General features: G+C 61.8%; 24 protein-coding genes. 11 read left to right on the forward strand and 13 right to left on the reverse strand.

Going from position 1 to position 26,371, the window contains the following annotated elements; all coding sequences use genetic code 11:
- Window positions 1-238: 238 nt before the first annotated feature.
- Entirely contained in the window at window positions 239-586 is a 348-nt protein-coding gene (locus AC3WJW_RS23240) for a DUF6124 family protein (RefSeq protein WP_493727544.1), read from the reverse strand.
- Between the two features lie 556 nt (window positions 587-1,142).
- Here AC3WJW_RS23240 and AC3WJW_RS23245 point away from each other — a divergent pair.
- From AC3WJW_RS23245 to AC3WJW_RS23270, 6 genes are all read left to right on the forward strand, one after another.
- Window positions 1,143-2,258, forward strand: coding sequence for an ABC transporter ATP-binding protein (locus AC3WJW_RS23245; RefSeq protein WP_493727545.1), 1,116 nt, complete (start codon window positions 1,143-1,145; stop codon window positions 2,256-2,258).
- Between the two features lie 39 nt (window positions 2,259-2,297).
- Window positions 2,298-3,440, forward strand: coding sequence for an ABC transporter substrate-binding protein (locus tag AC3WJW_RS23250; protein WP_493727546.1), 1,143 nt, complete (start codon window positions 2,298-2,300; stop codon window positions 3,438-3,440).
- Between the two features lie 31 nt (window positions 3,441-3,471).
- Entirely contained in the window at window positions 3,472-4,389 is a 918-nt protein-coding gene (locus AC3WJW_RS23255) for an ABC transporter permease (protein WP_493727547.1), read from the forward strand.
- Window position 4,390: 1 nt separating this feature from the next.
- Entirely contained in the window at window positions 4,391-5,218 is an 828-nt protein-coding gene (locus tag AC3WJW_RS23260; protein ID WP_104447473.1) for an ABC transporter permease, read from the forward strand.
- Window positions 5,211-6,683, forward strand: a complete 1,473-nt coding sequence (locus AC3WJW_RS23265; protein WP_493727548.1) for an aldehyde dehydrogenase family protein — start codon at window positions 5,211-5,213, stop codon at window positions 6,681-6,683. The genes AC3WJW_RS23260 and AC3WJW_RS23265 overlap by 8 nt, the downstream gene beginning before the upstream one ends.
- Before the next feature lie 683 nt (window positions 6,684-7,366).
- Window positions 7,367-8,134 (forward strand): metallophosphoesterase, encoded by a 768-nt coding sequence (locus AC3WJW_RS23270; protein WP_493727549.1) that lies wholly within the window; start codon window positions 7,367-7,369, stop codon window positions 8,132-8,134.
- 13 nt (window positions 8,135-8,147) lie between these two features.
- Here the strand turns inward: AC3WJW_RS23270 and AC3WJW_RS23275 are convergent, their stop codons facing one another.
- Entirely contained in the window at window positions 8,148-8,348 is a 201-nt protein-coding gene (locus AC3WJW_RS23275) for a YbdD/YjiX family protein (RefSeq protein ID WP_493727550.1), read from the reverse strand.
- Between the two features lie 199 nt (window positions 8,349-8,547).
- Between AC3WJW_RS23275 and ahr the strand changes: the two genes are divergently transcribed.
- Window positions 8,548-9,579, forward strand: a complete 1,032-nt coding sequence (gene ahr / locus AC3WJW_RS23280) for an NADPH-dependent aldehyde reductase Ahr (RefSeq protein ID WP_493727551.1) — start codon at window positions 8,548-8,550, stop codon at window positions 9,577-9,579.
- A 553-nt stretch (window positions 9,580-10,132) separates the two neighbouring features.
- Here ahr and AC3WJW_RS23285 read toward each other — a convergent pair.
- The 5 genes from AC3WJW_RS23285 to AC3WJW_RS23305 form a co-directional block, all read right to left on the reverse strand.
- Window positions 10,133-11,683, reverse strand: a complete 1,551-nt coding sequence (locus AC3WJW_RS23285) for an ArnT family glycosyltransferase (protein ID WP_493727552.1) — start codon at window positions 11,681-11,683, stop codon at window positions 10,133-10,135.
- 3 nt (window positions 11,684-11,686) lie between these two features.
- Entirely contained in the window at window positions 11,687-11,965 is a 279-nt protein-coding gene (locus AC3WJW_RS23290) for a lipid-A-disaccharide synthase N-terminal domain-containing protein (protein WP_007976061.1), read from the reverse strand.
- Window positions 11,962-12,702, reverse strand: a complete 741-nt coding sequence (locus tag AC3WJW_RS23295; RefSeq protein WP_493727553.1) for a glycosyltransferase family 2 protein — start codon at window positions 12,700-12,702, stop codon at window positions 11,962-11,964. The genes AC3WJW_RS23290 and AC3WJW_RS23295 overlap by 4 nt, the downstream gene beginning before the upstream one ends.
- A gap of 49 nt (window positions 12,703-12,751) precedes the next feature.
- On the reverse strand, window positions 12,752-13,729 hold the full coding sequence (locus AC3WJW_RS23300; protein ID WP_493727554.1) for an NAD-dependent epimerase: 978 nt from the start codon (window positions 13,727-13,729) through the stop codon (window positions 12,752-12,754).
- A 198-nt stretch (window positions 13,730-13,927) separates the two neighbouring features.
- Window positions 13,928-14,548, reverse strand: a complete 621-nt coding sequence (locus AC3WJW_RS23305) for a cell wall hydrolase (protein WP_493727555.1) — start codon at window positions 14,546-14,548, stop codon at window positions 13,928-13,930.
- Between the two features lie 142 nt (window positions 14,549-14,690).
- Between AC3WJW_RS23305 and AC3WJW_RS23310 the strand changes: the two genes are divergently transcribed.
- Entirely contained in the window at window positions 14,691-15,542 is an 852-nt protein-coding gene (locus AC3WJW_RS23310; protein ID WP_493727556.1) for a CAP domain-containing protein, read from the forward strand.
- 158 nt (window positions 15,543-15,700) lie between these two features.
- Here the strand turns inward: AC3WJW_RS23310 and AC3WJW_RS23315 are convergent, their stop codons facing one another.
- From AC3WJW_RS23315 to AC3WJW_RS23330, 4 genes are all read right to left on the reverse strand, one after another.
- Complete coding sequence (locus tag AC3WJW_RS23315) at window positions 15,701-15,856, reverse strand: DUF2474 domain-containing protein (RefSeq protein WP_493727557.1); 156 nt, start codon at window positions 15,854-15,856, stop codon at window positions 15,701-15,703.
- Window positions 15,843-16,859, reverse strand: coding sequence for a cytochrome d ubiquinol oxidase subunit II (gene cydB, locus AC3WJW_RS23320; protein WP_116583026.1), 1,017 nt, complete (start codon window positions 16,857-16,859; stop codon window positions 15,843-15,845). Before cydB ends, AC3WJW_RS23315 begins: the two co-directional genes overlap by 14 nt.
- Window positions 16,860-16,876: 17 nt before the next feature.
- On the reverse strand, window positions 16,877-18,298 hold the full coding sequence (locus tag AC3WJW_RS23325; RefSeq protein WP_493727558.1) for a cytochrome ubiquinol oxidase subunit I: 1,422 nt from the start codon (window positions 18,296-18,298) through the stop codon (window positions 16,877-16,879).
- Between the two features lie 137 nt (window positions 18,299-18,435).
- Window positions 18,436-20,760 carry an FdhF/YdeP family oxidoreductase gene (locus AC3WJW_RS23330; protein WP_493727559.1) on the reverse strand — a complete coding sequence of 775 codons (2,325 nt, stop codon included), beginning with the start codon at window positions 20,758-20,760 and terminating at the stop codon, window positions 18,436-18,438.
- 581 nt (window positions 20,761-21,341) lie between these two features.
- Between AC3WJW_RS23330 and moaA the strand changes: the two genes are divergently transcribed.
- Window positions 21,342-22,340, forward strand: a complete 999-nt coding sequence (gene moaA / locus AC3WJW_RS23335; protein WP_493727560.1) for a GTP 3',8-cyclase MoaA — start codon at window positions 21,342-21,344, stop codon at window positions 22,338-22,340.
- A gap of 5 nt (window positions 22,341-22,345) precedes the next feature.
- Window positions 22,346-23,245, forward strand: coding sequence for a bestrophin family protein (locus tag AC3WJW_RS23340; RefSeq protein ID WP_218504241.1), 900 nt, complete (start codon window positions 22,346-22,348; stop codon window positions 23,243-23,245).
- Window positions 23,246-23,409: 164 nt separating this feature from the next.
- Here the strand turns inward: AC3WJW_RS23340 and AC3WJW_RS23345 are convergent, their stop codons facing one another.
- Both AC3WJW_RS23345 and moaB read right to left on the reverse strand, forming a co-directional pair.
- On the reverse strand, window positions 23,410-24,615 hold the full coding sequence (locus AC3WJW_RS23345) for a molybdopterin molybdotransferase MoeA (protein WP_493727561.1): 1,206 nt from the start codon (window positions 24,613-24,615) through the stop codon (window positions 23,410-23,412).
- Window positions 24,612-25,151, reverse strand: a complete 540-nt coding sequence (gene moaB / locus AC3WJW_RS23350; RefSeq protein WP_493727562.1) for a molybdenum cofactor biosynthesis protein B — start codon at window positions 25,149-25,151, stop codon at window positions 24,612-24,614. Before moaB ends, AC3WJW_RS23345 begins: the two co-directional genes overlap by 4 nt.
- Window positions 25,152-25,450: 299 nt before the next feature.
- Between moaB and AC3WJW_RS23355 the strand changes: the two genes are divergently transcribed.
- Complete coding sequence (locus tag AC3WJW_RS23355) at window positions 25,451-26,341, forward strand: LysR family transcriptional regulator (protein ID WP_493727563.1); 891 nt, start codon at window positions 25,451-25,453, stop codon at window positions 26,339-26,341.
- Window positions 26,342-26,371: the final 30 nt, after the last annotated feature.

Raw genomic sequence — 26,371 nt, forward strand, 5'->3', positions numbered from 1 at the left:
GGGCAAGCCCGCTCCCACAGGTCTATCGGTGATCCGGAGATTGTGGTCAGCGCGAATCAAGCTGATCCTGCTCCCCTGGGCTCAAGCTGCAAGCCTGATACCTGTCGGTAAGCAGAAAACCCTGTGGGAGCGGGATTGCCCGCGATAGCGGCAGCATATTCAACATTGATGTGTCTGACATACCGCCATCGCGAGCAAGCTCGCTCCCACAGGTCTACTGGTGATCTGAAGATTGTGGTCAGGGCGGATCAAGCTGATCCAGTGCCCGGTTCACCGCCAACTCCCCCAGCATGATCACCTGCGCGATGCCCAACAGCGCATTGCGGCTCGACCCTTCCAGATGATCCACCAGATCGTTGGCCATGACATTGGCCGACGCCAGCGACTCGCAGGCGTGCACCAGCAAGGTCTCGGTATTGAGTTCGGGATTGACGATGAACATCGTGCTGGGTTTGTGAGGGGTGGCCATGATGTGGGGGCCTGGGTTGAGCTCGCGCTCGGCGGCTTCGTGGAGCTTGCTTGAATCGAGGCTTTCGTACGGGAATGCCGGATCGGTGTCCGGCGGGTTGGGTGTGACTTTGAACATAGTGAAACTCCTCGCATCGTAAAAAGGAGCCATCACTCTCACGCTACCAAACGTAGGGTGGTGGCCATACGCAGGTTGGTAGACCGGGATGCAAGGAGACCGGCGCGCCCGAAGGCGCCCTGTGCATGGCCACCATAGAGCAGAGTAGAAAAACACTGCAAATGATGAAGCATTGCACCTCGCATACCTGGGCTACCAAACCCGATCACTGTTGTTTTCCAGCGACCGGCAAACGATAAAACCCAGGCCCGAAGCGCACAAGCCGGCGGATTCTGGCGTACCTGTAGGCAATGACGCAAGGTGGTGTAGCCTTCGCGAAGTAACCCCGGATGTCTTTAAACACGCATCTGCATTTTGTAGGAGCGAGCCTGCTCGCGATGGTCGTTAACGATTACGCGTGATGACTGGCTGAACGCAGCGCTCTTGAGTCCATCGCGAGCCAGCTCGCTCCTACAGTAATCTGCTTCTATCCCCGTAGGGATATATACACCGCAAAACCCCCATTGCTAGTTTGGCTCCCGACGCACTGATTCATCACTGCAAGGGAGCCCGCCTCGTGAACAACACCCCGCCAAGCGATATCGAATTCTGCAATGTGGTCAAACGCTATGGCGAGGTACAGGCCGTCAGCGGTCTGGATTTCGCGGTGCGGCGTGGCTCGTTTCATTCCTTTCTCGGCGGCTCGGGCTGTGGCAAGACCACCACCCTGCGCATGATCGCCGGTTTCGAACAGCCCACCAGCGGCGAGGTGCGTCTGGCCGGCAAAAGCGTGGCCGGGGTGCCGGCGTTCGAGCGGCCGGTGAACATGGTGTTCCAGCATTACGCATTGTTCCCGCACCTGACCGTGGCGCAGAACATTGCCTACGGCCTGCGCTATCGCACACCGCGCCCGGACAAGAAACAGCAACTGCGCATGGCCGATGAAGCGCTGGAGATGGTGCGCCTGAGCGGCTTTGGCCAGCGCAAGCCGAGCGAGCTTTCCGGCGGCCAGCAACAGCGTGTCGCCCTCGCCCGCGCCTTAGTGAACAAGCCGACGGTGTTGCTGCTCGACGAGCCGCTGGCCGCGCTGGACCGCAAGCTGCGCAAGGAGATGCAATCGGAACTGCTGCGTTTGCAGCGCGAGGTCGGCATCACCTTCGTACTGGTCACCCATGATCAGGAAGAAGCCCTGTCGATGAGCGACAGCATCAGCGTGATGCACAACGGTTCGATCATCCAGACCGCCACCCCGGAACAACTCTACGAAGCCCCGGCCAGCCGCTACGTCGCCGACTTTATCGGCGAGTCCAATCTGTTCGACGGCACGGTGCGCCAGCTCAACGGCAATTCGGTGGTGCTGCGTACCGAGCAGGGTCTGGAGCTGACCAGCCCGCTGACGCCTACCGGCAAATCTCTGAGCGCCAATGCCGCCGGCTGCATTGCGGTGCGCCCGGAGCTGATCAGCATCGCCGGCGCCCATGCCGAAATGAGCCGCGAAGTGAAGCTGCCGGGCTGCGTCGAAGACCGCATTTACCTGGGCAATTCCACCGAATACCGCGTGCGCACCCATGCCTTCGGCGTGGTCTGCGTACGGGTGCCGCGCCAGCAGGATCACGGCGCCAATGCCTTCGAACACGGCGCAGCGGTTCGCGTCGGCTGGGATCACGCCAATGGCCTGGCCATGGCGTTGTAAATCATCGATTCGTTTCATCAACCGGATGTGGAGCGTGCTATGGACCAGAAGACTTTTATCAAAACCCTGCGCAGCTGGCAGAACGGCTCGATCAGCCGCCGCGAGTTCCTTGGTCGCACCGGCCTCGGCATTGCCGCCGCCGTGGTCGCCACCAACATGCCCGGCCTGCTGACCTCCAGCGCCGAGGCCGCCGAGCAGACCAAGCTCGGTGATCGCCTGTCGCTGGCGACCTGGCCGAACTACCACAGCCAGGAAAACATCGACGCCTTCGGCAAGACCACCGGCGCCCGGGTGTCGATGAGCGTGTTCGGTTCCAACGAGGAAATGCTCGCCAAATTGCAGGCCGGCGGCAGCGGCTGGGACGTGCTGGTGCCGACTAACTACACCATCAGCACCTACGTCGGGCTGGGCCTGATCGAGCCGCTGGACCTGTCGCGCATTCCCAACTTCGATGCCTCGGCGTTCCAGCAGAAGTTCATGGCCCAGGGCACGGTGGACGGCAAGGTCTACGCGGTGCCGAAAAACTGGGGCACCACCGGCATGCTCTACGACACCGGCAAGCTGAAAAACGGCCCGACCAGTTGGAAGGAATTCTGGGTCGCCGCCCAGGGCCCGGCCAGTGGCCGGACGATGGTCCACGACTACCAGTTGACCGCCATTGGCAACGCCCTCAAAAGCTTCGGCTACAGCTTCAACTCCCTGGACCCGAAAGAACTGGCCGATGCGGAAAAACTGCTGATCGAGGTCAAGCCGCACCTGTTCGCGATCAACTCCGACATTCAGCCGTCGATGCGCAGCGGCGATGCCTGGCTGGCGATGTCGTGGACTGGCGACGCTTCGCAACTGCACCGCGACAACGCGCAAATGCAGTTCGAACTGGGCAAGGAAGGTGGCGAGTTGTGGAGCGACTTCTTCGCGATTCCGAAAAGCTCGGAGCACAAGGACGCCGCCTACGCCTTCATCAACTACCTGCTCGATCCCCAGCACAACAAGCTGGAAGTGCTGAGCCACGGTTACCCGAGCGGCGACAAGCGTGTCGATGCCTTGCTGCCTGTGGCGATGCTCGACGACCCGATCATGTACCCGGCCGCCGAGGCCTTGAGCCCGCTGGAGTTCGGTGCCGCCGCGACGCTGACCAGCCCGGCGCGTGCCGAACTGATGGCGCGTTTCAAGTCCGCCTGATCGCCTGACCATGGCCAATGAGGAGTCACCCATGAATGTCGCCGCCCACCCGCAAACGGTGCAGCCGGGCCATGCCCTGTCGGCCGAGGTTCGCCAGCGGCGCAGCCTCGGCCGGCGCATCACCCTGCTGATGCTCTTGCCTTCGACCCTGTGGTTCCTGCTGCTGTTGTTGATGCCGCTGGTGATCATCCTGGTCTTCAGTTTCGGCGAGCGCAGCGCCGTGGGCGGTTACGCCGGTGGCTTCACCCTGGCCAACTACCTGAACCTCGGCTCTCGCGGCGCAGCGTTCAGCAACACGCTGATGCTCGCGCCGCTGGGCACTTTGGTGTGCCTGGTGGCAGCCTATCCGCTGGCGTACTTCCTCGCGGTCAAGGTCAGCAGAAACCGTTCGCTGTTGCTGACCCTGGTGATCGTGCCGTTCTGGACCAGTTTTTTGATCCGCACCTACGCGTGGATTTTCATCCTCAGCGGCAAAGGCATTCCGGCGCTGCTGGCCAGCCTGGGGCTTGAGGATGTGCGGCTGATCAACACGCCGTGGGCGGTGCTGATCGGCATCGTCTACGGCTACCTGCCGCTGATGGTGTTCCCGATCTACGTCAGCCTGGAAAAACTCGACAAGCGCCTGCTCGAAGCGTCCGCCGACCTGGGCGCCAGCGCCTTCGAAAGCTTTCGCCGGATCACCCTGCCGCTGTCTGCGCCGGGGATCATCACCGGGGTGATGCTGGTGTTCATCCTGCTGATGGGCGAGTTCCTGATACCGGCCATTCTCGGCGGCGGCAAGGTGTTCTTTGTCGGCAATGCGCTGGTCGACCTGTTCCTGCAATCGCGCAACTGGCCGTTCGGCAGTGCGCTGGCCATGACGCTGGTGGCGATGATGCTGCTGATCATCGGCGTGTATCTGAAACTGGTGGCGCGCTACGGCGGCCGCCCTGCCGATGGAGGCTTGTGACATGTGGCTGCGCAGCTATTCGACATCGCTGTACCTGTTCCTCTACGCGCCGATTGCCTTGATCGTACTGTTCAGCTTCAACGCCGGGCGCAGTGGCCTGGCCTTCCAGTGCTGCTCGGTGCAATGGTTCGGCACCGCGTTCGGCAACCCGTTCATCATGGAAGCCCTGGGCAACAGCGCACTCATCGCCGCAAGTTCCGCGGTGATCGCCACGCTGTTCGGCACCCTGGCGGTGTTCGGCTTGCAGCGCTGTGGCGCCAAGGTACGCCTGCTGTTCGATGCGCTGACCTACTGCGCGATCATCGTGCCCGGCATCGTCATCGGCATCTCGACGCTGATCGCCTTCATCAGCCTGTTCGACCTGATCAACCCGCTGCTGGCGAGTTGGCTGCCGACTGTGCCGAAGTTGAACATGGGCTTCTTCACTGTGATCGCCGCGCATTCGCTGTTCACCATGGCCCTGGTGATGGTGATCGTGCGCAGCCGCGTCGATTCCCTCGACAAGGCCCTGCTGGAAGCCTCGGCGGACCTGTACGCACCACCGATGGACACCTTCTGGAGGGTGACCCTGCCGCAGATCAGCCCGGCGATCATGGCCGGGTTCCTGCTGGCCTTCACCTTCAGCTTCGACGATTTCATCATCGCTTTCTTCGTTGCCGGTTCCGAAACGACGCTGCCGATCTACATCTTTTCCTCCATCCGCCGCGGAGTGACGCCGGAGATCAACGCGATTTCCACGGTCATCATCTGCGTGTCGCTGGCCCTGCTGTTCACTTCCCGCCATCTGCAAAACCGCCGCACCGGCGTCCAGGAGTCGCACCATGCGTGATCAGCTCTACATCAACGGCGAATGGGTCAGCCCGGACCTGGGCGGCTATCTGGATGTGATCGACCCGGCCACCGAACAGGTCTTCCACCGGGTGGCGGCGGGGACTGAAGAGGACGTCGACCACGCCGTGCGCGCGGCCCGGCGGGCCTTCGACAATGGTTGGGGTCAGACCAGCGGTGCCGAGCGTGCGCAGTGGCTGGAGGTCTTGGCCGATGAACTGGAGGCCGGCAAACAGGCACTGGCGGAACTGGAAGTGCGCGACAACGGCAAACCGCTGCCCGAGGCGCAGTGGGACATTGGCGATGCCATTGCCTGCTTCCGTTACTACGCCGGCCTGGCCCGCGATCTGGACCAACAACAGGACCAGCCGCTGGCCTTGCCGGACGAGCGTTTCCGCTGCCGCATCCGCCACGAGCCGATTGGCGTGGCCGGGCAGATCATCCCCTGGAACTACCCGCTGCTGATGGCTGCGTGGAAGGTGGCACCGGCCTTGGCCGCCGGGGCCACGGTGGTGTTGAAACCGTCCGAGTTGACGCCGCTGACCGCCCTGGAACTGGCCGCCGCCGCCGATCGTATCGGCTTGCCAGCCGGGGTGTTGAACCTGGTCACCGGCCTCGGCGCCGACGCCGGCAGCCCGCTCACCGAGCATCCGGGCGTGGACAAACTGGCCTTCACCGGCAGCGTGCCCACCGGGGCGAAAATCATGTCGGCGGCAGCGCGGGACATCAAGAACATCAGCCTGGAACTGGGCGGCAAGTCGGCCTTCATCGTGTTCGATGACGCCGATGTCGAAGCCGCTGTGGAGTGGATCCTGTTCGGGATCTTCTGGAACCAGGGCCAGGTGTGCAGCGCCACGTCACGCCTGCTGGTGCAGGAATCCATCGCCCCGCGCCTGATCGAACGCTTGGTGGAAGAAACCCGCAAGATCAGCATTGGCCCCGGCATGCAGCCCGGCGTACTGCTGGGTCCGCTGGTCAGCCAGGGCCAGTACGACAAGGTGCTCGGCTTCATCGACCAGGGCCTGGCCAGTGGCGCCCGTTTGCTCACGGGCGGACGGCGCCCGGCGCACTTGCGCGAAGGTTACTTCGTCGAGCCGGCGATCTTCGACGAGCCCGGCCACAGCAGCATTCTGTGGCGCGAGGAGGTGTTCGGCCCGGTGCTGTGCATCAAGCGTTTCAAGACCGAAGAGCAAGCGCTGCAAATGGCCAACGCCAGCCGCTTCGGCCTGGCCGCCGCCGTGATGAGCGCCGACCCGCAGCGCACCGCCCGGGTCGCCAACCAGCTGCGCGCCGGGATTGTCTGGGTCAACTGCTCGCAACCGACCTTCGTCGAAGCGCCATGGGGCGGCATGAAACACAGCGGCATCGGCCGGGAACTGGGGCAATGGGGGTTGCACAATTACCTGGAGGTCAAGCAGGTGACCGAGTACGTCAGTGACCAGCCGTGGGGGTGGTATTTGAAGTAAACAGGTCAACTGTGGCCAGCCGCGGGATTAGCGTTCACTGAAGATCAGAATTGTGGGAGCGAGCCTGCTCGCGAAAGCGGTGGGTCAGTCGACATCTCCGTTGGATGTGCCGACCTCTTCGCGAGCAGGCTCGCTCCCACAGGGATTTTGGTCAGCCGTGGGATTGGCGTTCACTGAAGATCAAAATTGTGGGAGCGGGCCTGCTCGCGAAAGCGGAAGGTCAGTCGACATCTCTGTTGGATGTGCCGGCCTCTTCGCGAGCAGGCTCGCTCCCACAGGGATTGTGGCCAGCCGTGGGATTGGCGATCACTGAAGATCAAAACTGTGGGAGCGGGCCTGCTCGCGAAAGCGGTGGGTCAATCGACATCTCTATTGGATGTGCCGGCCTCTTCGCGAGCAGGCTCGCTCCCACAGGGATTGTGGCCAGCCGTGGGATTGGCATTCACTGAAGATCAAAACTGTGGGAGCGAGCCTGCTCGCGAAAGCGGTGGGTCAGTCGACATCTCTATTGGATGTGCCGGTCTCTTCGCGAGCAGGCTCGCTCCCACAATGGATCGGCGGTGAGCACGGCATTGGCGTACATCCGTTCCCGCAATTTTTTTGCTGACCAGCAGGCTTGTGACTGCGGGCTAACAACAGGTAATTTGAACGGCCTGCCCTCCAAGACACGCCGGAGTTGATCCATGCGCATCGCCTTGCTGTCCGACATGCACCTGTCCGTCAACACGGTCCCGTTTCCCGCCGTGGAGGCCGATATTGTCGTGCTTGCCGGGGATATCGCGCGACCCGCCAAGGCCATCGAGTGGGCCAGGGCGTGCCCGGTTCCGCTGCTGTACGTGGCGGGCAATCACGAGTTCTATGGCAGTGACCTGGTTTCCACCTACGAACAGCTGAACAGCCTGGCGCAAGGCACGCAGATCCACGTGCTGGAACGTTCGGAGTATGTCCACGACGACGTGCGTTTTCTCGGTTGCACCTTGTGGTCTGACTATCGTCTGCTCGACAGCCCCGAGGATCGAGCGCTGGGTATCGACTTGGCGACTCAACTGATCCGTGACTTCAGCCACATCAAGATCGCCCCTGATTTTCCCGACCTGTTCACGCCGGCCATTTCCCAGCTGGTGTTTCTGCAGACGGTCGCCTGGCTGGAAGACTGCTTCGCCCGCGACAGCAGCATACCCACGGTGGTGGTCTCTCATTTCGCCCCGACACGATCGAGCATCGGCCCGAGCTTTGTCGGTTCGCCAATCAACGCAAGCTTTGTCTCGGACCTCGAAGCGCGAATCAAAGACTGGCAGCCGGCCCTGTGGCTGCATGGCCACACCCATGGCAGTTTTGATTATCGGGTGGGTAATACCCGGGTGGTCTGCAACCCTCGGGGCTATGCCAGGAACGGCATCAATGAAAATCCCGATTTCGATGATGCCTTCGTGATTGATCTGGATTTCTGAGGTAACTACCGGGTCAGCAGCACCGCGTATTGCACTTGCCCCGGCCAAAACGCGCTTCCTGGCGTTCGCGGAAAAACGCCTCATAACTCATCACTGGCTCGCCCGGACGGTTGCGGGCCATTTGTGCCACGTAGTTGTCGTACTCGGGAACGCCGACCATCAATCGGGCGCTCTGGCTGAACAATCTGGCGACCTGCTGCAGTTTGCGTAACATGGCGGATCTCTCTGTGGGCGTGGGACCTGGCCCATGAAACCGCGCTCATGTATCGGCATTGTGTCCAGATCGGGCGCCTTTGTATGTTCAAGTATCCAGGCTCGCGCCCGATGGACCGCCGGCAACCCGCTACACTTTCCTCGCTCCGCCGCTGCACCCGAGCGGCCAAGACCCCTGACTACTGATCTGGAGGTATCCCATGAGCGACAGCAGCGAACTCACCACCTTTACCGGCTGGGCCGCCACGACGGCGGGCGCGCCACTGGAGCGCTACAGCTACGATCCCGGTCCGTTGGGCAACGATGAGGTGGAAGTCGCCGTGGAGTATTGCGGCGTCTGCCACTCCGACCAGTCGCTGATCGACGACGACTGGGGTATCAGCCGCTACCCGTTCATTCCCGGCCATGAGGTGGTCGGCCGTATCGTGCGCATGGGCGCCCAGGTGCGTGGCCTGGAATTGGGGCAACGGGTGGGCATCGGCTGGTACAAGGGCAGTTGCATGCATTGCACGTCCTGTATCGAAGGCTCGCATAACCTGTGCAGCACGGTGCAACCGACCATCATCGGCAGCCACGGCGGCTTTGCCGACCGCGTCCGCTCGCACTGGGCCTGGGCCCTGCCGATCCCGGCCGGACTCGACCCGGCGATGGCCGGGCCGCTGTTCTGTGCCGGCTCGACCGTGTTCAACCCGCTGGTGGAATTCGGCATCAAGCCCACTGACCGGGTCGGCGTGGTGGGCATCGGCGGCCTTGGTCACCTGGCGCTGCGCTTTCTCAACGCCTGGGGCTGCGAAGTCACGGCGTTCACCTCATCGCTGAGCAAGCAGGACGAAGCCAGGCGCCTGGGCGCGCACAAGGTGGTGGCCTCGACCGATTCCGATGCGCTCAATACCATTGCCGGTACCCTGGATTTTCTCCTGGTCACCGCCAACGCCAACCTCGACTGGACCGCCATGCTCGCCACCCTGCGCGGCAAGGGGCGCCTGCACTTTGTCGGTGTCGTGCCCGACGCCATTCCGGTGCACGTGTTCAACCTGATTCCCCAGCAAAAAACCATGTCCGCCTCACCGGTGGGTTCACCGGCCAACACCGCGGCCATGCTGGAATTCTGCGCCCGCCACCAGATTCTGCCGCAGGTCGAGATGTTTCCCATGAGCCGAATCAACGACGCCATCGATCACTTGCGCAGCGGCAAGGCACGCTACCGCGTGGTGCTGGACGCCAGCCAGTGACAGGAGAGCCGAACGCGGTCTCCTGTAGGAGCTGGCCTGCCAGCGATGGTCGTTAACAATAACGCGTGTGACCTGGATGAACGCGGCGCACTTGAGTCCATCGCCAGCAAGCTGGGCTCCTACAGTTTCAGCGTGGGCAGGGTCCCCTGTGGGAGCTGGCCTGCCAGCGATGGTCGTTAACGATAACGCGTGTGAACTGGATGAACGCGGCGCACTGGAGTCCATCGCCAGCAGGCTGGCTCCTACAGGTATTGCGTTAAAAACGACTCGGACGCGGTCCCATGTGGGAGCTGGCTTGCCTGCGATGGTCGTTAACGATAACGCGTATGAACTGGATGACCGCGGCGCACTGGAGTCCATCGCCAGCAGGCTGGCTCCTACAGGTATTGCGTTAAAAACGACGTGGGCACGGTCCTTTGTGGGAGCTGGCCTGCCAGCGATGGTCGTTAACGATAACGCGTGCAATATGGATAAACGCGGCGCATTGGAGTCCATCGCCAGCAGGCTGGCTCCTACAGGTTCCCGGGATTGTGTGAAGGACCTTTTTTTACACTCAGGGATTGGCTACCTGCGCCGGCACCACTGCCATATGCGGGTCATTCCAGCTGAACCGATAGGCTTTGCCAGCTTCTGCCGGCTGGCATTTGCCGTTGTCGGCATCCACCCCCACGATCGACCAGTTCGCCCGGGAGTTTTCGCCCAGTTCACGGGCCACTTCGGCTTTGAAACACTGGCTCAAAACATCATCCGGCACCAAGGCGTAGGCCTTGGGGTGTTCGCGCAGGTACAGCGCGGCCTTCTCGATGGACGAGTTGTCCATGCCGAAATGCACGATCGGCTGGCGGGCGAACAACCAGTGCCCCTCCTCCCAGTTGACCAGCACCAGATCGGCGCCGCGGGTCATGGTCGCCGCCTGCGCCATGAGCACCTGATCGATGTTGGTGCCGTCCTTGAGCGGTTCGATGAACCCCCGGGCGAACCACAGCGCGAACCAGGTCGCCACCAGTGCAGGGAACACCCGACGCAAACGCGGGTGCCTTCTGAACCAGCGCTTGAGCAGCCACGGAATCAGCGGCGCGGCGACCAGCACCAGCCCAGGCAGCGCCGGGTAGATGTACAACTTGCGCTTGCCCGTGCTGATGCAGAAAAACAGCACCACCAGCACCACCCAACCGAGCAACACCAGGACCCGGCCGTCGCGTTTTTGCAACTGACGGCGCCAGGCGGGCACCAGCCATGGCAGCACCAGCACCAACGGTAGCCAGTACTGCGGAATCACCTTGGTGAAGAAATACCAGAACGGTTCGCGGTGATGCCATGCAGCGGCATAGCGGCCCGCGGTCTGGCGCAGGAGGATCTCCCGCGCATAGGCCATTTCGTCCGCGCTGCCATTGAAGAAGATCGACCAGGCCAGGGGCAACAGCCAGATCGCGATGGCGCCAAGCATCAGCGCAAACCCGAGCAACCACTTGCGCGCCTCGCCAGGCATGGCCACCACACCGGGCCAGCCTTTGCGCACCGCATAGGCGTACGGAATCAGCAACAGCGCCGGCAGGAAACCCACGCCCTTGGTGATCACGCCGATGCCCATGGCCGCGCATCCGGCGTAAAACCAGCGCCACGCCGGGCCGAGCAGCAGGTGCCGCGCCAGACCGTACAGGCCAAGCGAGGTGAACAGAATCAAAAAGCTGTCGATCTGACCGGTGCGCAGAATGCTGTAGGTCTGATAGGTCGCCAGGTACAGCAGCGCGGCGTTGCGCCCGATACGCTGGGTCCACAGGCGACGGCCCAGGTCATAGACCATCGCCGTGACCGTCACGGCCGAAAACAGTCCCGGCAGGTAGAGCGCGATGTTGGGCTTGCCGGTCAGCCAGGTGAAGAACGCCACTGTCCACATGAAAATCGGCGGTTTGTCGCCGTAGATCTCGGCGGCACGGTGCGGGATCAACCACGAGCCGTTTTGCAGCATCTCCAGGGCGACGCCGAGGAAGCGCTCCTCATCCACGTTCTGTGCCTGGCGTAGCCCCAGCCCCGCGCCGATCAACAACAGGGCAAGCAGCATCAGCCCCAGGCACTCGACCCGGGGCGACAACGATCTACGCATGGTTCATTCCTTCACGCTGCGGCTTTTGGCAATCAATTGCAGGTTGCGAAAATAGACGATGGAGCCGAAGGCCTGCCCGGCAATGAACACCGGATCCTGACGGTAGATGGCGTAAGCCAACAGCAGGGAGCTGCCGACGATGCTCAGGTACCAGAAGCTGGTCGGGATCACGCTGCGCTTTTTGTATTCGCTGTACAGCCACTGCAGGACAAACCGCCCGGTAAAGGCAATCTGCCCGGCAAAACCGACCACCAGCCACAGGGTTTCACGGGTCAGCATCATCCTTCGAGCTCCTGGGCAATGGTGTTCAGCCGCGTGCGCTTGATCAGCCACCAGACGCCGATCAGGTCAAGAATGCCGACCAGCGCGCGGTCGAGGTTGCCGTATTTCGACACTCCGGCCGTGCGCGGCCGGTGGTTGACCGGGTGCACGATCATGCGCCCGTTGTGACGCTGGATCAGCGCCGGAATGAAGCGGTGCATGTGGTCGAAGTACGGCAGGCGCAGGAACGCCGCGCGCTCGATCAGCTTCAGGCCGCAACCGGTGTCCGGGGTGGCGTCCTTGAGCAGGCGGCGGCGCAGGTTGTTGGCGAACCGCGAGGCGTAGCGTTTGCTCGCGGTGTCGCGGCGATTGACCCGGTGCCCGGCGACCAGTTGCACATCGACCTTGCCCGGTTCGCCGCGCACCAGCGCCAGCATCCCGGGAATGTCCGCCGGGTCGTTCTGGCCGTCGCCATCGAGGGTCGCCAGCCATTGCCCGCGCGCCTCGCTGGCGGCGTGGTACAGCGAGGTGCTCTGCCCCAGCGACCGCTCGTGATGGAGGATGCGCAGGGTGTTCAAGCCGTTGTGGCGGATCTGCCGCAGCTCCTGCAGGGTCGCATCGGTGCTGCCGTCGTCGACGACGATGATTTCGTACGATTCATCGGCCAGCGCCACGCGGATTTCCTCAATGAGCGGCTTGAGGTTGTTCGCTTCGTTCTTGGCGGGAATCAGTACGGATACAAAAATGTCATGGCTCATGGGGTCCCTCTCGCCTTTTATGATTTTTTCGAGATCAGAGGCGAACGCTTCAAATCCGGTAGAACTGCCGATACCACTGCACAAACTCTGCGACGCCGGTTTCCAGCGTCACCTGCGGGCTGAAGCCCACCCACTCGGCCAGTGCCGAGACATCGGCCCAGGTGCTGACCACATCACCGGCCTGCATCGGCAGGTAGTTACGCCGGGCCTGCCGATCCAGGGCCGATTCCAGGCACTCGACGAAATCCAGCAACGCCACCGGCATGCCGCGCCCGATGTTGAAGAGCCGGTTGACCCCAGCGGCAGAGCCTTGCGGCACCGGAGGCTTTGGCCGCAGTCGGGCGATGCCTTCGACAATGTCGTCGACGTAGGTAAAGTCGCGCGACATCTGGCCCTGGTTGTAAATGTCGATGGGCAGGCCTTTGAGGATGGCGTCGGTAAACTTGAACAGCGCCATGTCCGGGCGGCCCCACGGGCCGTAGACGGTAAAAAAGCGCAGGCCACTGGCTTTCAAGCCATACAAGTGGCAGTAACTTTCGGCCAACAGTTCATTGGCGCGCTTGCTGGCGGCGTACAGCGATACGGGATGCTCGACAGAGTCCTCGACACTGAACGGCATCTTGCCGTTGGTGCCGTACACCGAACTGCTCGAGGCGTAGATCAGGTGCTCGGGGCGATGGTGCCGACAGGCTTCCAGCACATTGAGGAAACCCACCAGGTTCGACTGCGCATAGACATCCGGGTTGTCCAGCGAGTAGCGCACTCCGGCTTGCGCCGCGAGGTGTACCACCTCGGTAAACCCGTGGTTGCGGAACAGGTCCATCAGGGCCGGTTTGTCGACGATGTCCATTTTCCGGAAGCGAAAACCCGGCAACGTCTCCAGCACCTCGAGGCGTGCGTGCTTGAGCTCCACGTCGTAGTAGTCATTGAGATTGTCGATACCGACGACGTTCTGACCCTCGCGGCACAAGCGCTGGACCGTATGAAAACCGATGAAACCGGCCGCACCGGTGACCAGGACGGTCATGGCACGCACGCCGGCGACTGCGCCGCGATCGGCGCGAGGTTACTGATCCGGACCCTCGTCAACTTCATGTGTAGTCCCTGCTTATCGCGTCATTCACGCACGGTTGCGTCATGAAGCTTATAAAACAGACACATTTCAGTTTGGATAACGCCGCGCACGAGCTCTGCAAAAAACACCATTGGGCCGAAATCAGCGCGGCTACCTGGCCGATCCGTCGTGGGGCTTATAGAACCGGAACAGGCCGATATCCACGGTCCTGATGTATTCCCTGGCCCAATCCGGCTTGACCGTACGATCATGGAAATACAGGGCACCCTGGGTGCGATCCGGCAGCTCCTTGTTCAGGGCCTTGCGCGCGATTTCCTTGGCCATCGCATACGGCACCTCTTCCTGGACCGAATCGGATTTGCCGTCACACCACCAGGAGAACTGACAACTCTTGGTCTCCGATCCCTGCTTGACCACTTTGCACACCGTGTCCGGAAAGCCCTCGTGGCCCAGGCGATTCATGACCACATTGGCCACCGCCTCCATGTCGGCAGAGTCCTTGCCCTTGGCTTCCCAGTAAATGGAGCGGGCCAGGCACGTGATCGCATCGTCCAGCGGCGCGGCACCCGCCGGGTCAACGGCCTGGACCTCGGACGGGGTAATGGCTTCGACCTTGGGTTCCGTTGCGGGCTTTTTATTCTCGGCGGCCTTCTGTTCCAGCACCTCGGCCTTGTTCTCGGCCGATTCCTGTTTTTGCTCTTGATCCGTAGCCGATACCGGGCCGGCGAGCAGCGTGAGGGCAAGGCAAGTGGCGATCCAGTCGAAGCGCATGGTCGATGTCACTCGGTGAGCGATTCGATTCAGTGTAGTAGTGAAATGATTTCGCTTACCCCACTACACTCTGGATAAATCCGTTGTCCTGGATGGGTCAACTTCGCGCATCATGGGCGCCATCTGCTCAAGGGGGATTTTCATGGGATTCATCTCATCCGCAATGCGTTTGGCCGGTTTGTCACTGGGCCTGGTATGTGCCGCCAACGCCATGGCGGCGGACGAAGCGCAATTGATCGAATCGATCAACGTCTACCGCAGCCAACTGCAGCGCTGTGCCGGCCAGGTGTCATCGGAGCTGCCGCCACTGTCGGCCGACCCGCGCCTGGTACTCACCGCCCCGAGCATCGGTGATCTGCAGCAGGCCATGGCCACTGCCGGTTATCCGATGAAGAACGTGCAGGCCATCAGCCTGTCCGGACCTCGCGATGCAGCCGCGGCGATGAAGGCGATCCAGGAGAGTTTTTGCCAGATCGTCCTCGACCCGCAATTCGTCGATGTCGGCGTCTTCCGCCAGGACCGGCAATGGCGCATCGTGGTCGCTCGGCCATTGTTGAGCGCAAGCCTGGGCGACGCGCAGACCGAAGGCCAGAAACTGCTCACCGAACTCAACGCCGCACGCACCCGCCCACGCCAGTGCGGCGCGCAATCCTTCGCCGCCGCACCAGCGCTGACCTGGAACGCCACACTGGCCAGCGCCGCCGAAGGCAACTCGCGCTCCATGGCCAACAACAACTACTTCGACCACAAGGACCGCGACGGCCGCACCCCGGGCGACCGCGCGGAACTGGCCGGCTACGACTTCCAGCAGATCGGCGAAAACATCGCCGCCGGGCAAGACACCGCACACAAGGTGGTCGAAGGCTGGCTGTCCAGCCCCGGCCACTGCGCCAACCTGATGAACCCGCAGTTCCGCGAACTGGGCGCGGCGTATGCGACCGATCCGAAGAGCGATGCGGGGATTTACTGGACGGCGATGTTTGGGGCGCAGTAAAAACTGAACCTGGCACGAACAATGTGGCGAGGGAGCTTGCTCCCGCTGGGCTGCGAAGCGGCCCCAAAAAAGGGCCTGCTGCGCAGTCCAGCGGGAGCAAGCTCCCTCGCCACAGGTGATTCATCACTCCTGTTATTTCCGTGTTTTTGCAACGTGCGTCAGTGACTACTCATCCCCGCCGCCTGCATCAACACCCGCAACGCCCCCGCCACCACCCCCAACGCAACCACACTGCCCAGCCAGATCAACACCAGCCACCCAAGGCGCTTGTACCAAGGCGCCGGTGCCGGTTCACGGGAATCAATGGTAGCCATCGCCAATCCTCACTTTGCCGCGGAACACGTAGTAGCTCCAGACCGTGTACATCAGGATGATCGGCAGGATGAACAGCGCCCCGATCAGGATGAACAACTGGCTGGTCGGCGGTGACGCCGCGGCCCACAGGCTGATCGACGGCGGCACGATGTTCGGCCAGATGCTGAACGCCAGGCCGATGTAACCGAGGAACACCAGCATCAGGGTGAAGGCGAACGGCCAATGGGTGTGGCGTTGGCGCAGGGTCTTGAGCAAGCCGAACATTGCCAGCAAGGCCAGCACCGCGAGACCTGCGAACACCGCCAGGTGCGCATGGGCAAACCAGCGCGTGGCGATGTCCGGATGCAGGATCGGCGTCCACACACAGATCACGCCGATCACCGCCAACAGCAGCCAGGCCAGGGGCCGGGTGAACAGGCGCATGCGCGATTCGAGCATGCCTTCGGTCTTGACCAGCAACCAAGTGCTGCCGAGCAGCGCATAGGCGACGATCAGGCCGACTCCGCAGAACAACGGAAAGGGTGCCAGCCAGTCCAGCGAACCTCCGGCGAACTGGCGGTCGACCACCGGGATGCCGGCAATGTAAGTGCCGATCACCACGCCCTGGGAGAAGGTCGCCAGCAGCGAGCCGCCGATGAACGCCATGTCCCAGACATGACGCTTTTCAGGGCTGGCCTTGAAGCGAAATTCGAACGCCACACCGCGAAAGATCAAGCCGCACAACATCAGGATCAGCGGCAGGTACAGCGCCTCCAGGATCACCGAATAGGCCAGCGGGAACGCGCCGTACAGCGCCGCACCACCCAGCACCAGCCAGGTCTCGTTGCCGTCCCAGACCGGAGCCACGGTGTTCATCATCACATCGCGCTCCTTCGCATCCGGGATCAGCGGAAACAGAATGCCCAACCCCAGGTCGAAGCCATCCATGATCACGTACATCATCACGCCGAAGGCGATGATCACGCCCCAGATCAGCGATAAATCGATACCTTGAATACCCATGACTCAACTCCCTTCCTTCAATTGACGCGGGCGTCGGTTTCGAGGATTTCAGCGTCGGCAGACAACGGCCGGCGCGGTGTGATGACCTGATCGGCATGCCCCGCAGGCGCATGCTCGTGATGGGGTTTTGGCCCCTTGGCCACCAGTTTCATCATGTAGCCGATACCCACCGTGAAGACCGAGAAGTAGATCACCACGAACAGCGCCAACGAGAGGCTCAACTGCGTGACGCTGTGATTGGACGCGGCATTCGCGGTACGTTGCAGGCCATACACCACCCACGGCTGGCGCCCCACTTCCGTGGTGATCCAGCCGGCGAGCATGGCGATCAGGCCGCTCGGGCCCATCCACAGCATCAGGCGCAGGAACCAGCGGTTGCGGTAGATGGCACCGCTGCGACGCAGGATCAGGCCGAGCACGCCGGCCAGTACCATCAACATGCCCAGCCCGGCCATGACGCGGAAGCTCCAGAAAATGATCGTTGCGTTGGGGCGATCCTCTTTCGGGAAGCTCTTGAGCGCCGGGATCTGCTTGTCGAGGCTGTGGGTCAGGATCAGGCTGCCCAGGTACGGAATCTCGATGGCGTATTTGGTTTTCTCGGCCTGCATGTCCGGGATGCCGAACAGCACCAGCGGCGTGGCTTCGCTACCGTTGTTTTCCCAGTGACCTTCGATGGCGGCGATCTTCGCCGGTTGATGTTCCAGGGTGTTCAAGCCATGGGCGTCACCGACCACGGCCTGGATCGGCGCGACGATCAAGGCCATCCACAGCGCCATCGACAGCATCTTGCGTACTTGTTTGGTGTCGTTGCCGCGCAGCAGGTGCCACGCCGCCGACGAGCCGACAAAGAAAGCCGTGGCCACGAAGGCGGCAATCGCCATGTGCGCCAGGCGGTACGGGAACGACGGGTTGAACACGATGGCCAGCCAGTCCAGCGGCATCACCCGACCGTCGACGATCTCGAAACCCTGTGGCGTCTGCATCCAGCTGTTGGAGGCGAGAATCCAGAAGGTCGAAATCAGCGTGCCGATGGCCACCATCACCGTCGAGAAGAAGTGCAAGCCGCGCCCTACCCGGTTCCAGCCGAACAGCATGACCCCGAGGAAACCGGCCTCGAGGAAGAACGCAGTGAGCACTTCATAGGTCAACAACGGCCCGGTGATGCTGCCGGCGAAATCGGAGAAGCGGCTCCAGTTGGTGCCGAACTCGTAGGCCATGACCAGCCCCGAGACCACGCCCATGCCGAAGTTGACGGCGAAGATTTTCGACCAGAAATGGTAGAGATCGCGGTAGGTGTCGTTGTGGGTCTTCAGCCACAGCCCTTCGAGCACCGCCAGGAAACTGGCCAGCCCGATGGTGATGGCGGGAAAGATGATGTGGAACGAAACCGTGAACGCGAATTGCATCCGCGCCAGGTCCAGTGCCTGCAGGTTGAACATGTCGAAATCCTCATGGCGGATTTAAAACTGTGGGAGCGAGCTTGCTCGCGATGAGGCCGGCACCTTCAACATCAATGGCGCCTGGCACCCTGCAATCGCGAGCAAGCTCGCTCCCACAAAGTCTTGAGTGATCGGTACTACGCAGCGGAGGTCGAAATCAGGTTGCTGGCCCTGGCCTGCTCCAGCCGGATGGCGACGAACTTGGAAGTCGGGGTGAAGGTGCGGTCACCGTAACTTTCCAGCGGCACCAGCGGATTGGTCTCCGGGTAGTACGCTGCCGCCTGACCGGCCGGAATGTCGTAGGCGATCAGGGTGAAACCGCTGACCCGACGCTCGCGATCGTCGTCCCACAGCGCCACCAGGTCGACCTTTTGTCCCGGTTCGAACCCCAGCCGGCGAATGTCCTGCTCGTTGGCGAACACCACGTCGCGCATGCCGTAGACCCCGCGATAACGGTCATCCAGGCCATACAGCGTGGTGTTGTACTGATCGTGGGAGCGCATGGTCTGCAGAATCAGGTGCGGCTTGACCGCCAGGTTGCGCACGCCCTCGCTGATCAGGTGCTCCGGTAGCACGCTCGGGGTGAACTGGGCTTTGCCGCTGGCGGTTTTCCAGATGCGTTTGGCTGCGTCGTTGGGCATGTGGAACCCGCCCGGGTGCAGCAAGCGCCGGTTGAAATCTTCGAAGCCGGGAATGGTGTCGGCAATCATGTTGCGGATGCGGCCGTAGTCGCCGATGGCCCAGTTCCAGTCGATCGGGTGCTTGCCCAATGTCGCGGCAGCGATGCCGGCGATGATCGCCGGTTCCGACAGCAGGTGTTTCGACTTGGGTTTCAGTTGGCCGTGGGAAATGTGGATCATGCTGAAGGTGTCTTCCACGGTGACGCCTTGCGGGCCTTCGGCCTGGATGTCGATGTCGGTGCGGCCCAGGCACGGCAGGATCAGCGCCTCACGACCGGTGACCAGATGGCTGCGGTTGAGCTTGGTGGCGATGTGCACGGTGAGGTCGCACTTGCGCAACGCGGCGTGGGTGCGCGGCGTGTCGGGGGTGGCCTGGGCGAAGTTGCCACCCAGGGCGATAAACACCTTCGAACGCCCCTGCTCCATCGCGCCGATCGCCATCACGGTGTTGTGACCATGCTCACGCGGCGGCTTGAAGGAGAAGCGTTTTTCCAGGGCATCGAGCAACTCGGTGGGCGCCAGTTCGTTGATGCCCATGGTGCGGTCGCCCTGCACGTTACTGTGACCGCGAACCGGCGACAGCCCCGCGCCGGGACGGCCGACGTTGCCGCGCAACAGCATCAGGTTGATGACTTCCTGCAGGGTCGGCACCGAGTGCGTGTGCTGGGTCAGGCCCATCGCCCAGCACATGATCACCCGTTTGGCCCGGGCGTACATGCGGGCGGCGAGCTCGATGTCAGCCAAAGACATGCCCGACTGCTGCTCGATGTGCTCCCAGCTGGTGGCGTCGACTTCGCCCAGGTAGGCCCCCATTCCCGAAGTGTGTTCGGCGATGAACTCGTGGTCGAATACCGGCTCGCCGCCGCTGACCTGTGCTTCGCGCTCCCACTGCAGCAGGAACTTGACCATGCCGCGCATGACCGCCATGTCACCACCCAGGGCCGGGCGGAAGTACGCGGTGTTGGTCGGCTCGGAGCCGTTCATGAGCATTTCGATCGGGTGCTGTGGATGCTGGAAGCGCTCCAGTCCGCGCTCCTTGAGCGGGTTGATGCAGATCACCTGGGCTCCGCGCTTGACCGCTTCACGCAGCGGTTCGAGCATCCGCGGGTGGTTGGTGCCGGGGTTCTGGCCGATGACGAAGATCGCGTCGGCATGTTCCAGGTCGTCGAACACCACGGTGCCTTTGCCCACGCCGAGGCTTTCGATCATGCTCACTGCGCTGGCTTCATGGCACATGTTGGAGCAGTCCGGAAAGTTGTTGGTGCCGTAGGCCCGGACGAACAACTGATAGAGGAATGCAGCCTCGTTGCTGGCCCGGCCCGAGGTGTAGAACTCGGCCTGATCCGGCGATTCCAGCGCGTTGAGGTGCCGGGCGATCAGCGCGAAGGCCTCGTCCCAGGTGGTTTCCACGTAACGGTCGGTGGCCGCGTCATAGCGCATCGGGTGGGTCAGACGGCCCTGATACTCCAGCCAGTAATCGCTCTGTTCGGCCAGCGCCGAGACGCTGTATTTGTTGAAGAAGGCCGGGTCGACCAAACGCCCCGTGGCTTCCCAGTTAACCGCCTTGGCGCCGTTTTCGCAGAACTTGACCATGCCGTTTTCCGGCGACTCGCCCCAGGCGCAACCGGGGCAGTCGAAGCCGCCGTTCTGGTTGGTCTTGAGCATGGCGCGAATGTTTTTCAGCGCGTTTTCACTGCCCAGCCAGTTCCTGGTAACAGCAATCAGTGCACCCCAACCGGCGGCGGCACCTTTGTAGGGTTTGTAGCGGTCGACTTGAGACATGGTACTTCTCCGTGACCTGATTCAGGCCATTGATCGTTTGACGGAGAAAAGCATATGGAGAGGGGTTAATTATTGTCTAATCGCTATTTACGACCACATGATCGAGGATATTTATCATCGTTTTTTATTTTTACTTTTCAATTACTTGAGATAACTTTCAGCCCTTCAAATCCCAAAATTAAGTTCATCATCGACCCGCTCGATCACCCGGTTGTTAATAGTGATTGGACGTCCGTTAAAGTTGCTCTTAGCCTGCGCTCAACAGATCCGTTAACAACGCAATACCTGTAGGAGCGAGCTTGCTCGCGATGGACTCAAGAGCACCGCGTTCAGCCAGTAAGCACGCGTCATCGTTAACGACCATCGCGAGCAGGCTCGCTCCTACACCTGCGCTCAACAGATCCGTTATCTGCGCAATACCTGTAGGAGCGAGCTCGCTCGCGATGGACTCAAGAGCACCGCGTTCAGCCAGTAAGCACGCGTAATCGTTAACGACCATCGCGAGCAGGCTCGCTCCTACAAAGACAAAACCCGATTAACGGAATGTCCATTCAACGCATGCAGTACCAAGCGAGGGTGTCATGTCAGAACGAGTCTTGATCGATGGCTTCTCCCGGCGCGTGGACTATCTGCGCATGTCGGTCACCGACCGCTGCGATTTCCGTTGCGTGTATTGCATGGCCGAGGACATGCAGTTTCTGCCGCGCCAACGGGTGCTGACCCTGGAAGAGATCTATCAAACGGCGCAAAGCTTCGTCGCCCTGGGCACCCGCAAGATCCGCCTGACCGGAGGCGAGCCGCTGATTCGTCCGGGTGTAGTGCAGTTGTGCGAAAAGATCGCCGCCCTGCCCGGTCTGCGTGAACTGTGCATGACCACCAACGGTTCGCAGCTGGCCAAGCTGGCAGTGCCGTTGTTCGAGGCCGGGGTCAAGCGCCTCAACATCAGCCTCGACTGCCTGGACCCGCAACGCTTTCGCGAACTGACCCGCACCGGTGACCTGGCGCAGGTCATCAAGGGCATCGACGCGGCCAACCAAGCGGGCTTTCGCAACACCAAGCTCAACTGCGTGGTGATGAAGGGCCGCAACGACCATGAGATCAATGATCTGGTGAGCTTCGCCATCGACCGCAACCTGGACATCTCCTTCATCGAGGAAATGCCGCTGGGCACCATCGACGAGCACAGCCGCGCCGAATCGTTTTTCGCAAGCGCCCAGGTCCGCGAACGCATCGCCGAACGCTACACTTTGATTGATTCCGCCGAGTCGACCCAGGGTCCGTCGCGCTACTGGCGCCTGGCCGAGGCGCCGCAGATTCGCCTGGGGTTCATCTCGCCCCACAGCCACAACTTCTGCGGCACCTGCAATCGGGTGCGGCTGACCGTGGAGGGACGCCTGCTGCTGTGCCTGGGCAATGAGCACTCGGTGGATCTCAAGGCTGTCTTGCGCAGCCACCCCGGACAGCCCGAGCGCCTGGAAAAAGCCATTATCGAGGCGATGAAACTCAAGCCTTATCGACACAACTTCGAAGTGAACGACGATGTTCAGGTCGTTCGCTTCATGAACATGACGGGCGGCTGAAACCCATGATCGTTAGACCCAAACCCAACCTGATCGGCGTGCTGACGTCCCTCAAGGGTTCGATTGCCAAGCGCATTGCCTGGCGCAGCCTGATGGTGACATTGCTCGCCTCGGCCATCGTGCTCATCGAAACCTTGCATCCCAGCTACTTTTCCAAGGTCAGCGCAACGCCCTTCACGCTGCTGGGTTTGTCGTTGTCGATCTTCATGAGCTTTCGCAACAACGCCTGTTATGACCGCTGGTATGAAGCGCGCAAGGCGTGGGGCGAGGTGATAGTCGAAGTCCGCTCGATGATTCGTGAAACCCTGGTGCTCAAGGACACGGATGAGCGGCATACGATCCTCAGCAACCTGTGCGGCTTCGCCCATGCCCTCAACGCGCGGCTGCGCCGGGAAAATGAACTGGCCGCCAGTGGCGACTGGCTGCACCCGATGCCCAAGGGCGACACCACCGACATCAGCGGGCAGATCCTGATGCAGGTCGGTCAGCAGTGCTCGACACTCAACGAGTCCGGGGCGATCAACGACTGGCGCTACACGCTGATGGCCAACCACCTGGCCGGCCTGACCCACGCCCAGGCCGTCTGTGAACGGATCAAGCACACCCCGCTGCCCTTCCCCTACACCCTGTTGCTGCACCGCACCATCTACCTGTTCTGCATCCTCCTGCCGTTTGCCATGGCCGAACCCCTGGGCTGGCTGACACCGATTTTCACTGCGATTGTCAGTTACACCTTTTTTGGCCTGGATGCGATTGCCGACGAACTGGAAGACCCCTTCGGCCGCGACGAAAACGACCTGCCCACCGACGCCATCGTGCGCAACATCGAGCGCGATGTGCTGGCGGCACTGGGCGTAACGGAGTTGCCGCCGCAGCTGGAACCGGTGGATTTTGTGTTGAACTGATTTTCAGGAAACACACAGATATCGAGGTCAGCCGCAGAATAGGCATTCACTGAAGATCAAAACTGTGGGAGCGAGCCTGCTCGCGAAAGCGGTCTGTCTGCCAACATCTGCGTTGAATGTGCCGACCTCTTCGCGAGCAGGCTCGCTCCCACAAGGGGGCAGTGTCAGAACAGTTCGCTAAAGGGTATGAACCGTGCCGTGTCGCCCACTTCCAGTGTGCAGCCTTCCGGTACTTCCACCAGTCCATCGGCCCAGGATGCTCCCAACAAAACGCCTGAACTCTGGTTCGGATACAACACAGCCCGACCACCCTCCACCCTCGCCCGCAGGTACTCGCGGCGGCTCCCGGGTTTGGGCCAGGCAAAGCCGACACTGACCGGGAAGCTCAACGGTTCGACCTCTTCCACGCCCTGAATTCGCAACAGATAAGCCCGGGCCAACAGGCCGAAAGTGACCAATGCCGATGTCGGATTACCCGGCAGGCCAATCACCGGCACGCGGCCGAAGTGGCCCACGGTCAATGGCTTGCCGGGCTTGATCGAGAGTTTCCACAGCAGCGGCTCGCCGCACTCGCGCAGCACCTGGCCGAGGCAGTCGGCGTCACCGGCAGACACACCGCCCGTGCTGAGCATCAGGTCTGCCCTGTGTTGCAGCTGTTCGAGCTTGAGCCGCGTCTGGCGTGGCTCGTCGGGAAGAATGCCGGCATCGATGACCTCGCAACCCAACGCATTCAACCAATGGCTCAACAATATACGGTTGCTGTTGTAGATGCTGCCGGGCTTGAGGGGATTGCCCGGCTCGACCAGTTCATCGCCGGTGGACAGCAACGCCACCCGAGGTCGGCGCACCACCTGCACATGGGTGCAGCCCTGCGCCGCGGCGACCGCCAGTTCGAACGGACCTAGGCGCTTGCCGGCACGCAGCAGCACATCGCCGACGCGGTTCTCCTGACCTTGCGGACGGATGTTGTTGCCAGTGCTCAAGGGCTGCTTGAAGCGGATACGTCCGTCATCCAGCACCTGCGTGTTCTCCTGCATCTCCACGCAGTCGGCACCCGGCGGAACCGGTGCGCCGGTGAAGATGCGCGCGCAGGTTCCCGGTACCAGGGCTTCGGGAGCCTGGCCGGCAAACACCTGCTGCGACACGGCCAGCGGCGCCCCGTCCCAACCCTCGACATTCAGGGCATAGCCGTCCATGGCGCTGTTCGGCCATGGCGGCAGATCGAGGGTCGCCAACAGGTCATTGGCCAATACCCGTTGCCTGGCGGCATTGAGCGGCACGGCTTCGCTGTCTTCAATCCACTGCGTCTCGGCCATTGTCAGTAAACGGTCGATGGCGTCCTCTACCGGCATCAAGGGTGAAGCGCTCATCCGCGCGTCCCGCAGGCTTGCACAGACTTGAGGTGCGGTACGAAATTGCACGGCCGGTGGCGCGCGTCGAGCTGCTCGGCAAGGATGCCTTCCCACGCGGTGCGGCAGGCGCCCGTGGAGCCCGGCAGACAGCAGACCAGCGTGCCATTGGCCAGCCCGGCCAGTGCCCGGCTCTGCACCGTCGAGGTACCGATATCGAGGATCGAAATCGCCCGGAAAAGCTCACCGAAGCCATCGATCTGTTTATCCAGCAAGCAGGCCACTGCCTCGGGGGTGCTGTCGCGGCCGGTGAACCCGGTGCCGCCCGTGATCAGCACCACCTGGATGCCATCGTCGGCGATCCAGTTCGCCACCTGTGCGCGGATCTTGTACAGGTCATCCTTGAGCAGGTTGCGCTCGCTAAGGGTGTGGCCGGCTTCCAGCAGACGGCTGACGAGTAACTGGCCGGAAGTGTCATTGGCATATTCACGGGTATCGCTGACCGTCAGTACGGCAATATTCAAAGGTATAAACAAGGCATCCGGTTTGACGCTCATTGGATTCTCCGGCAGGCATGAATTAGATAGCTTAATTAAATGACTTCCGGAGACTAATTCTATAAATCAAGCCGTGTCTAATCACTCTAACCAACCAGACTATCGAGGCGCTCTATCAATATAAAAAGACCGGAAAAAAGCATCAGTGATAGAGCCCATCGATAACCCCTTAAACAACAGTGATTGGACGCATACCAAAGACAATGAGATCGTCCGCACCTCACGTTTCCGTCTCGCCTTGTGTCTTGCACACCTGAGTCAATACTTAACCCTTCACTCCCCCGCCAGCAGGTGCCGTCATGGACATCAAACAACTCAAGTTCCTGATCGCCCTGGAGCAAACCCGCCACTTCGGCCAGGCGGCCGCGCGCTGCCACATCACCCAGCCCACCCTGTCGATGCGCCTGCGCAACCTGGAGGATGAACTGGACCTGGTGCTGGTCACCCGGGGCCAGCGCTTCGAAGGTTTTACCGAGGCCGGCGAGCGTGTACTGGCCTGGGCCAGGACCCTGCTGGCCGCCCACGACGGGCTGTTCGCCGAGGCCGCCGCGTGCCGGGGCCAGCTCGTGGGTAACCTGCGCCTGGGGCTGGTGCCGCTCAGCAGCTTCAACCCGGTCACCTACATCCAGGGCCTGTCCCGCAGCTTTCCCGAGCTCAAGTACAGCCTGTCGTCCCTGAGTTCCGACCAGATCATCGAGGGCCTGGGCAACAATCAGCTGGACCTGGGCGTGTGCTACCTCGATCACGTCAACCCGAGCTATTTCGAGTTTTTCGAGATCGGCGAAACCCGCGTCGGCCTGTTGTACGACACCCGCCACTTCCATTTCGACGGCACGCAGATGAGCTGGGAGGACGCCGCCGAACTGCCGCTGGGGATGCTCAGCAACGGCATGCACTACCGCAAATCCATCGACCTGAGCTTTCGCAGCCGCGGACTGGACCCGCAGCCGATCCTGGAAAGCGATTCGACCTACCAGTTGCTGCAGGCGATCCACGAAGGTTTCTGCTGCGCGATCATGCCGCTGGACAGTGGCCTGGAAGAGCCCATCGAACACCTGTCGTTCATCGAATTGCCCGATGCCAGCGTGCTCGCGCCCCTGGGCCTGGTGATGCGCAAGACCGAGCCACGTTCGGCGATTGCCGAGAAGTGTTTCGCCGAAGCACGAACCCTGTTCAGCCGGGCCGACTGATCAAGTTTCAGTTTTATATAAAACCGCACC

The sequence above is a fragment of the Pseudomonas sp. GW821-FHT07G06 genome, from assembly GCF_058986625.1.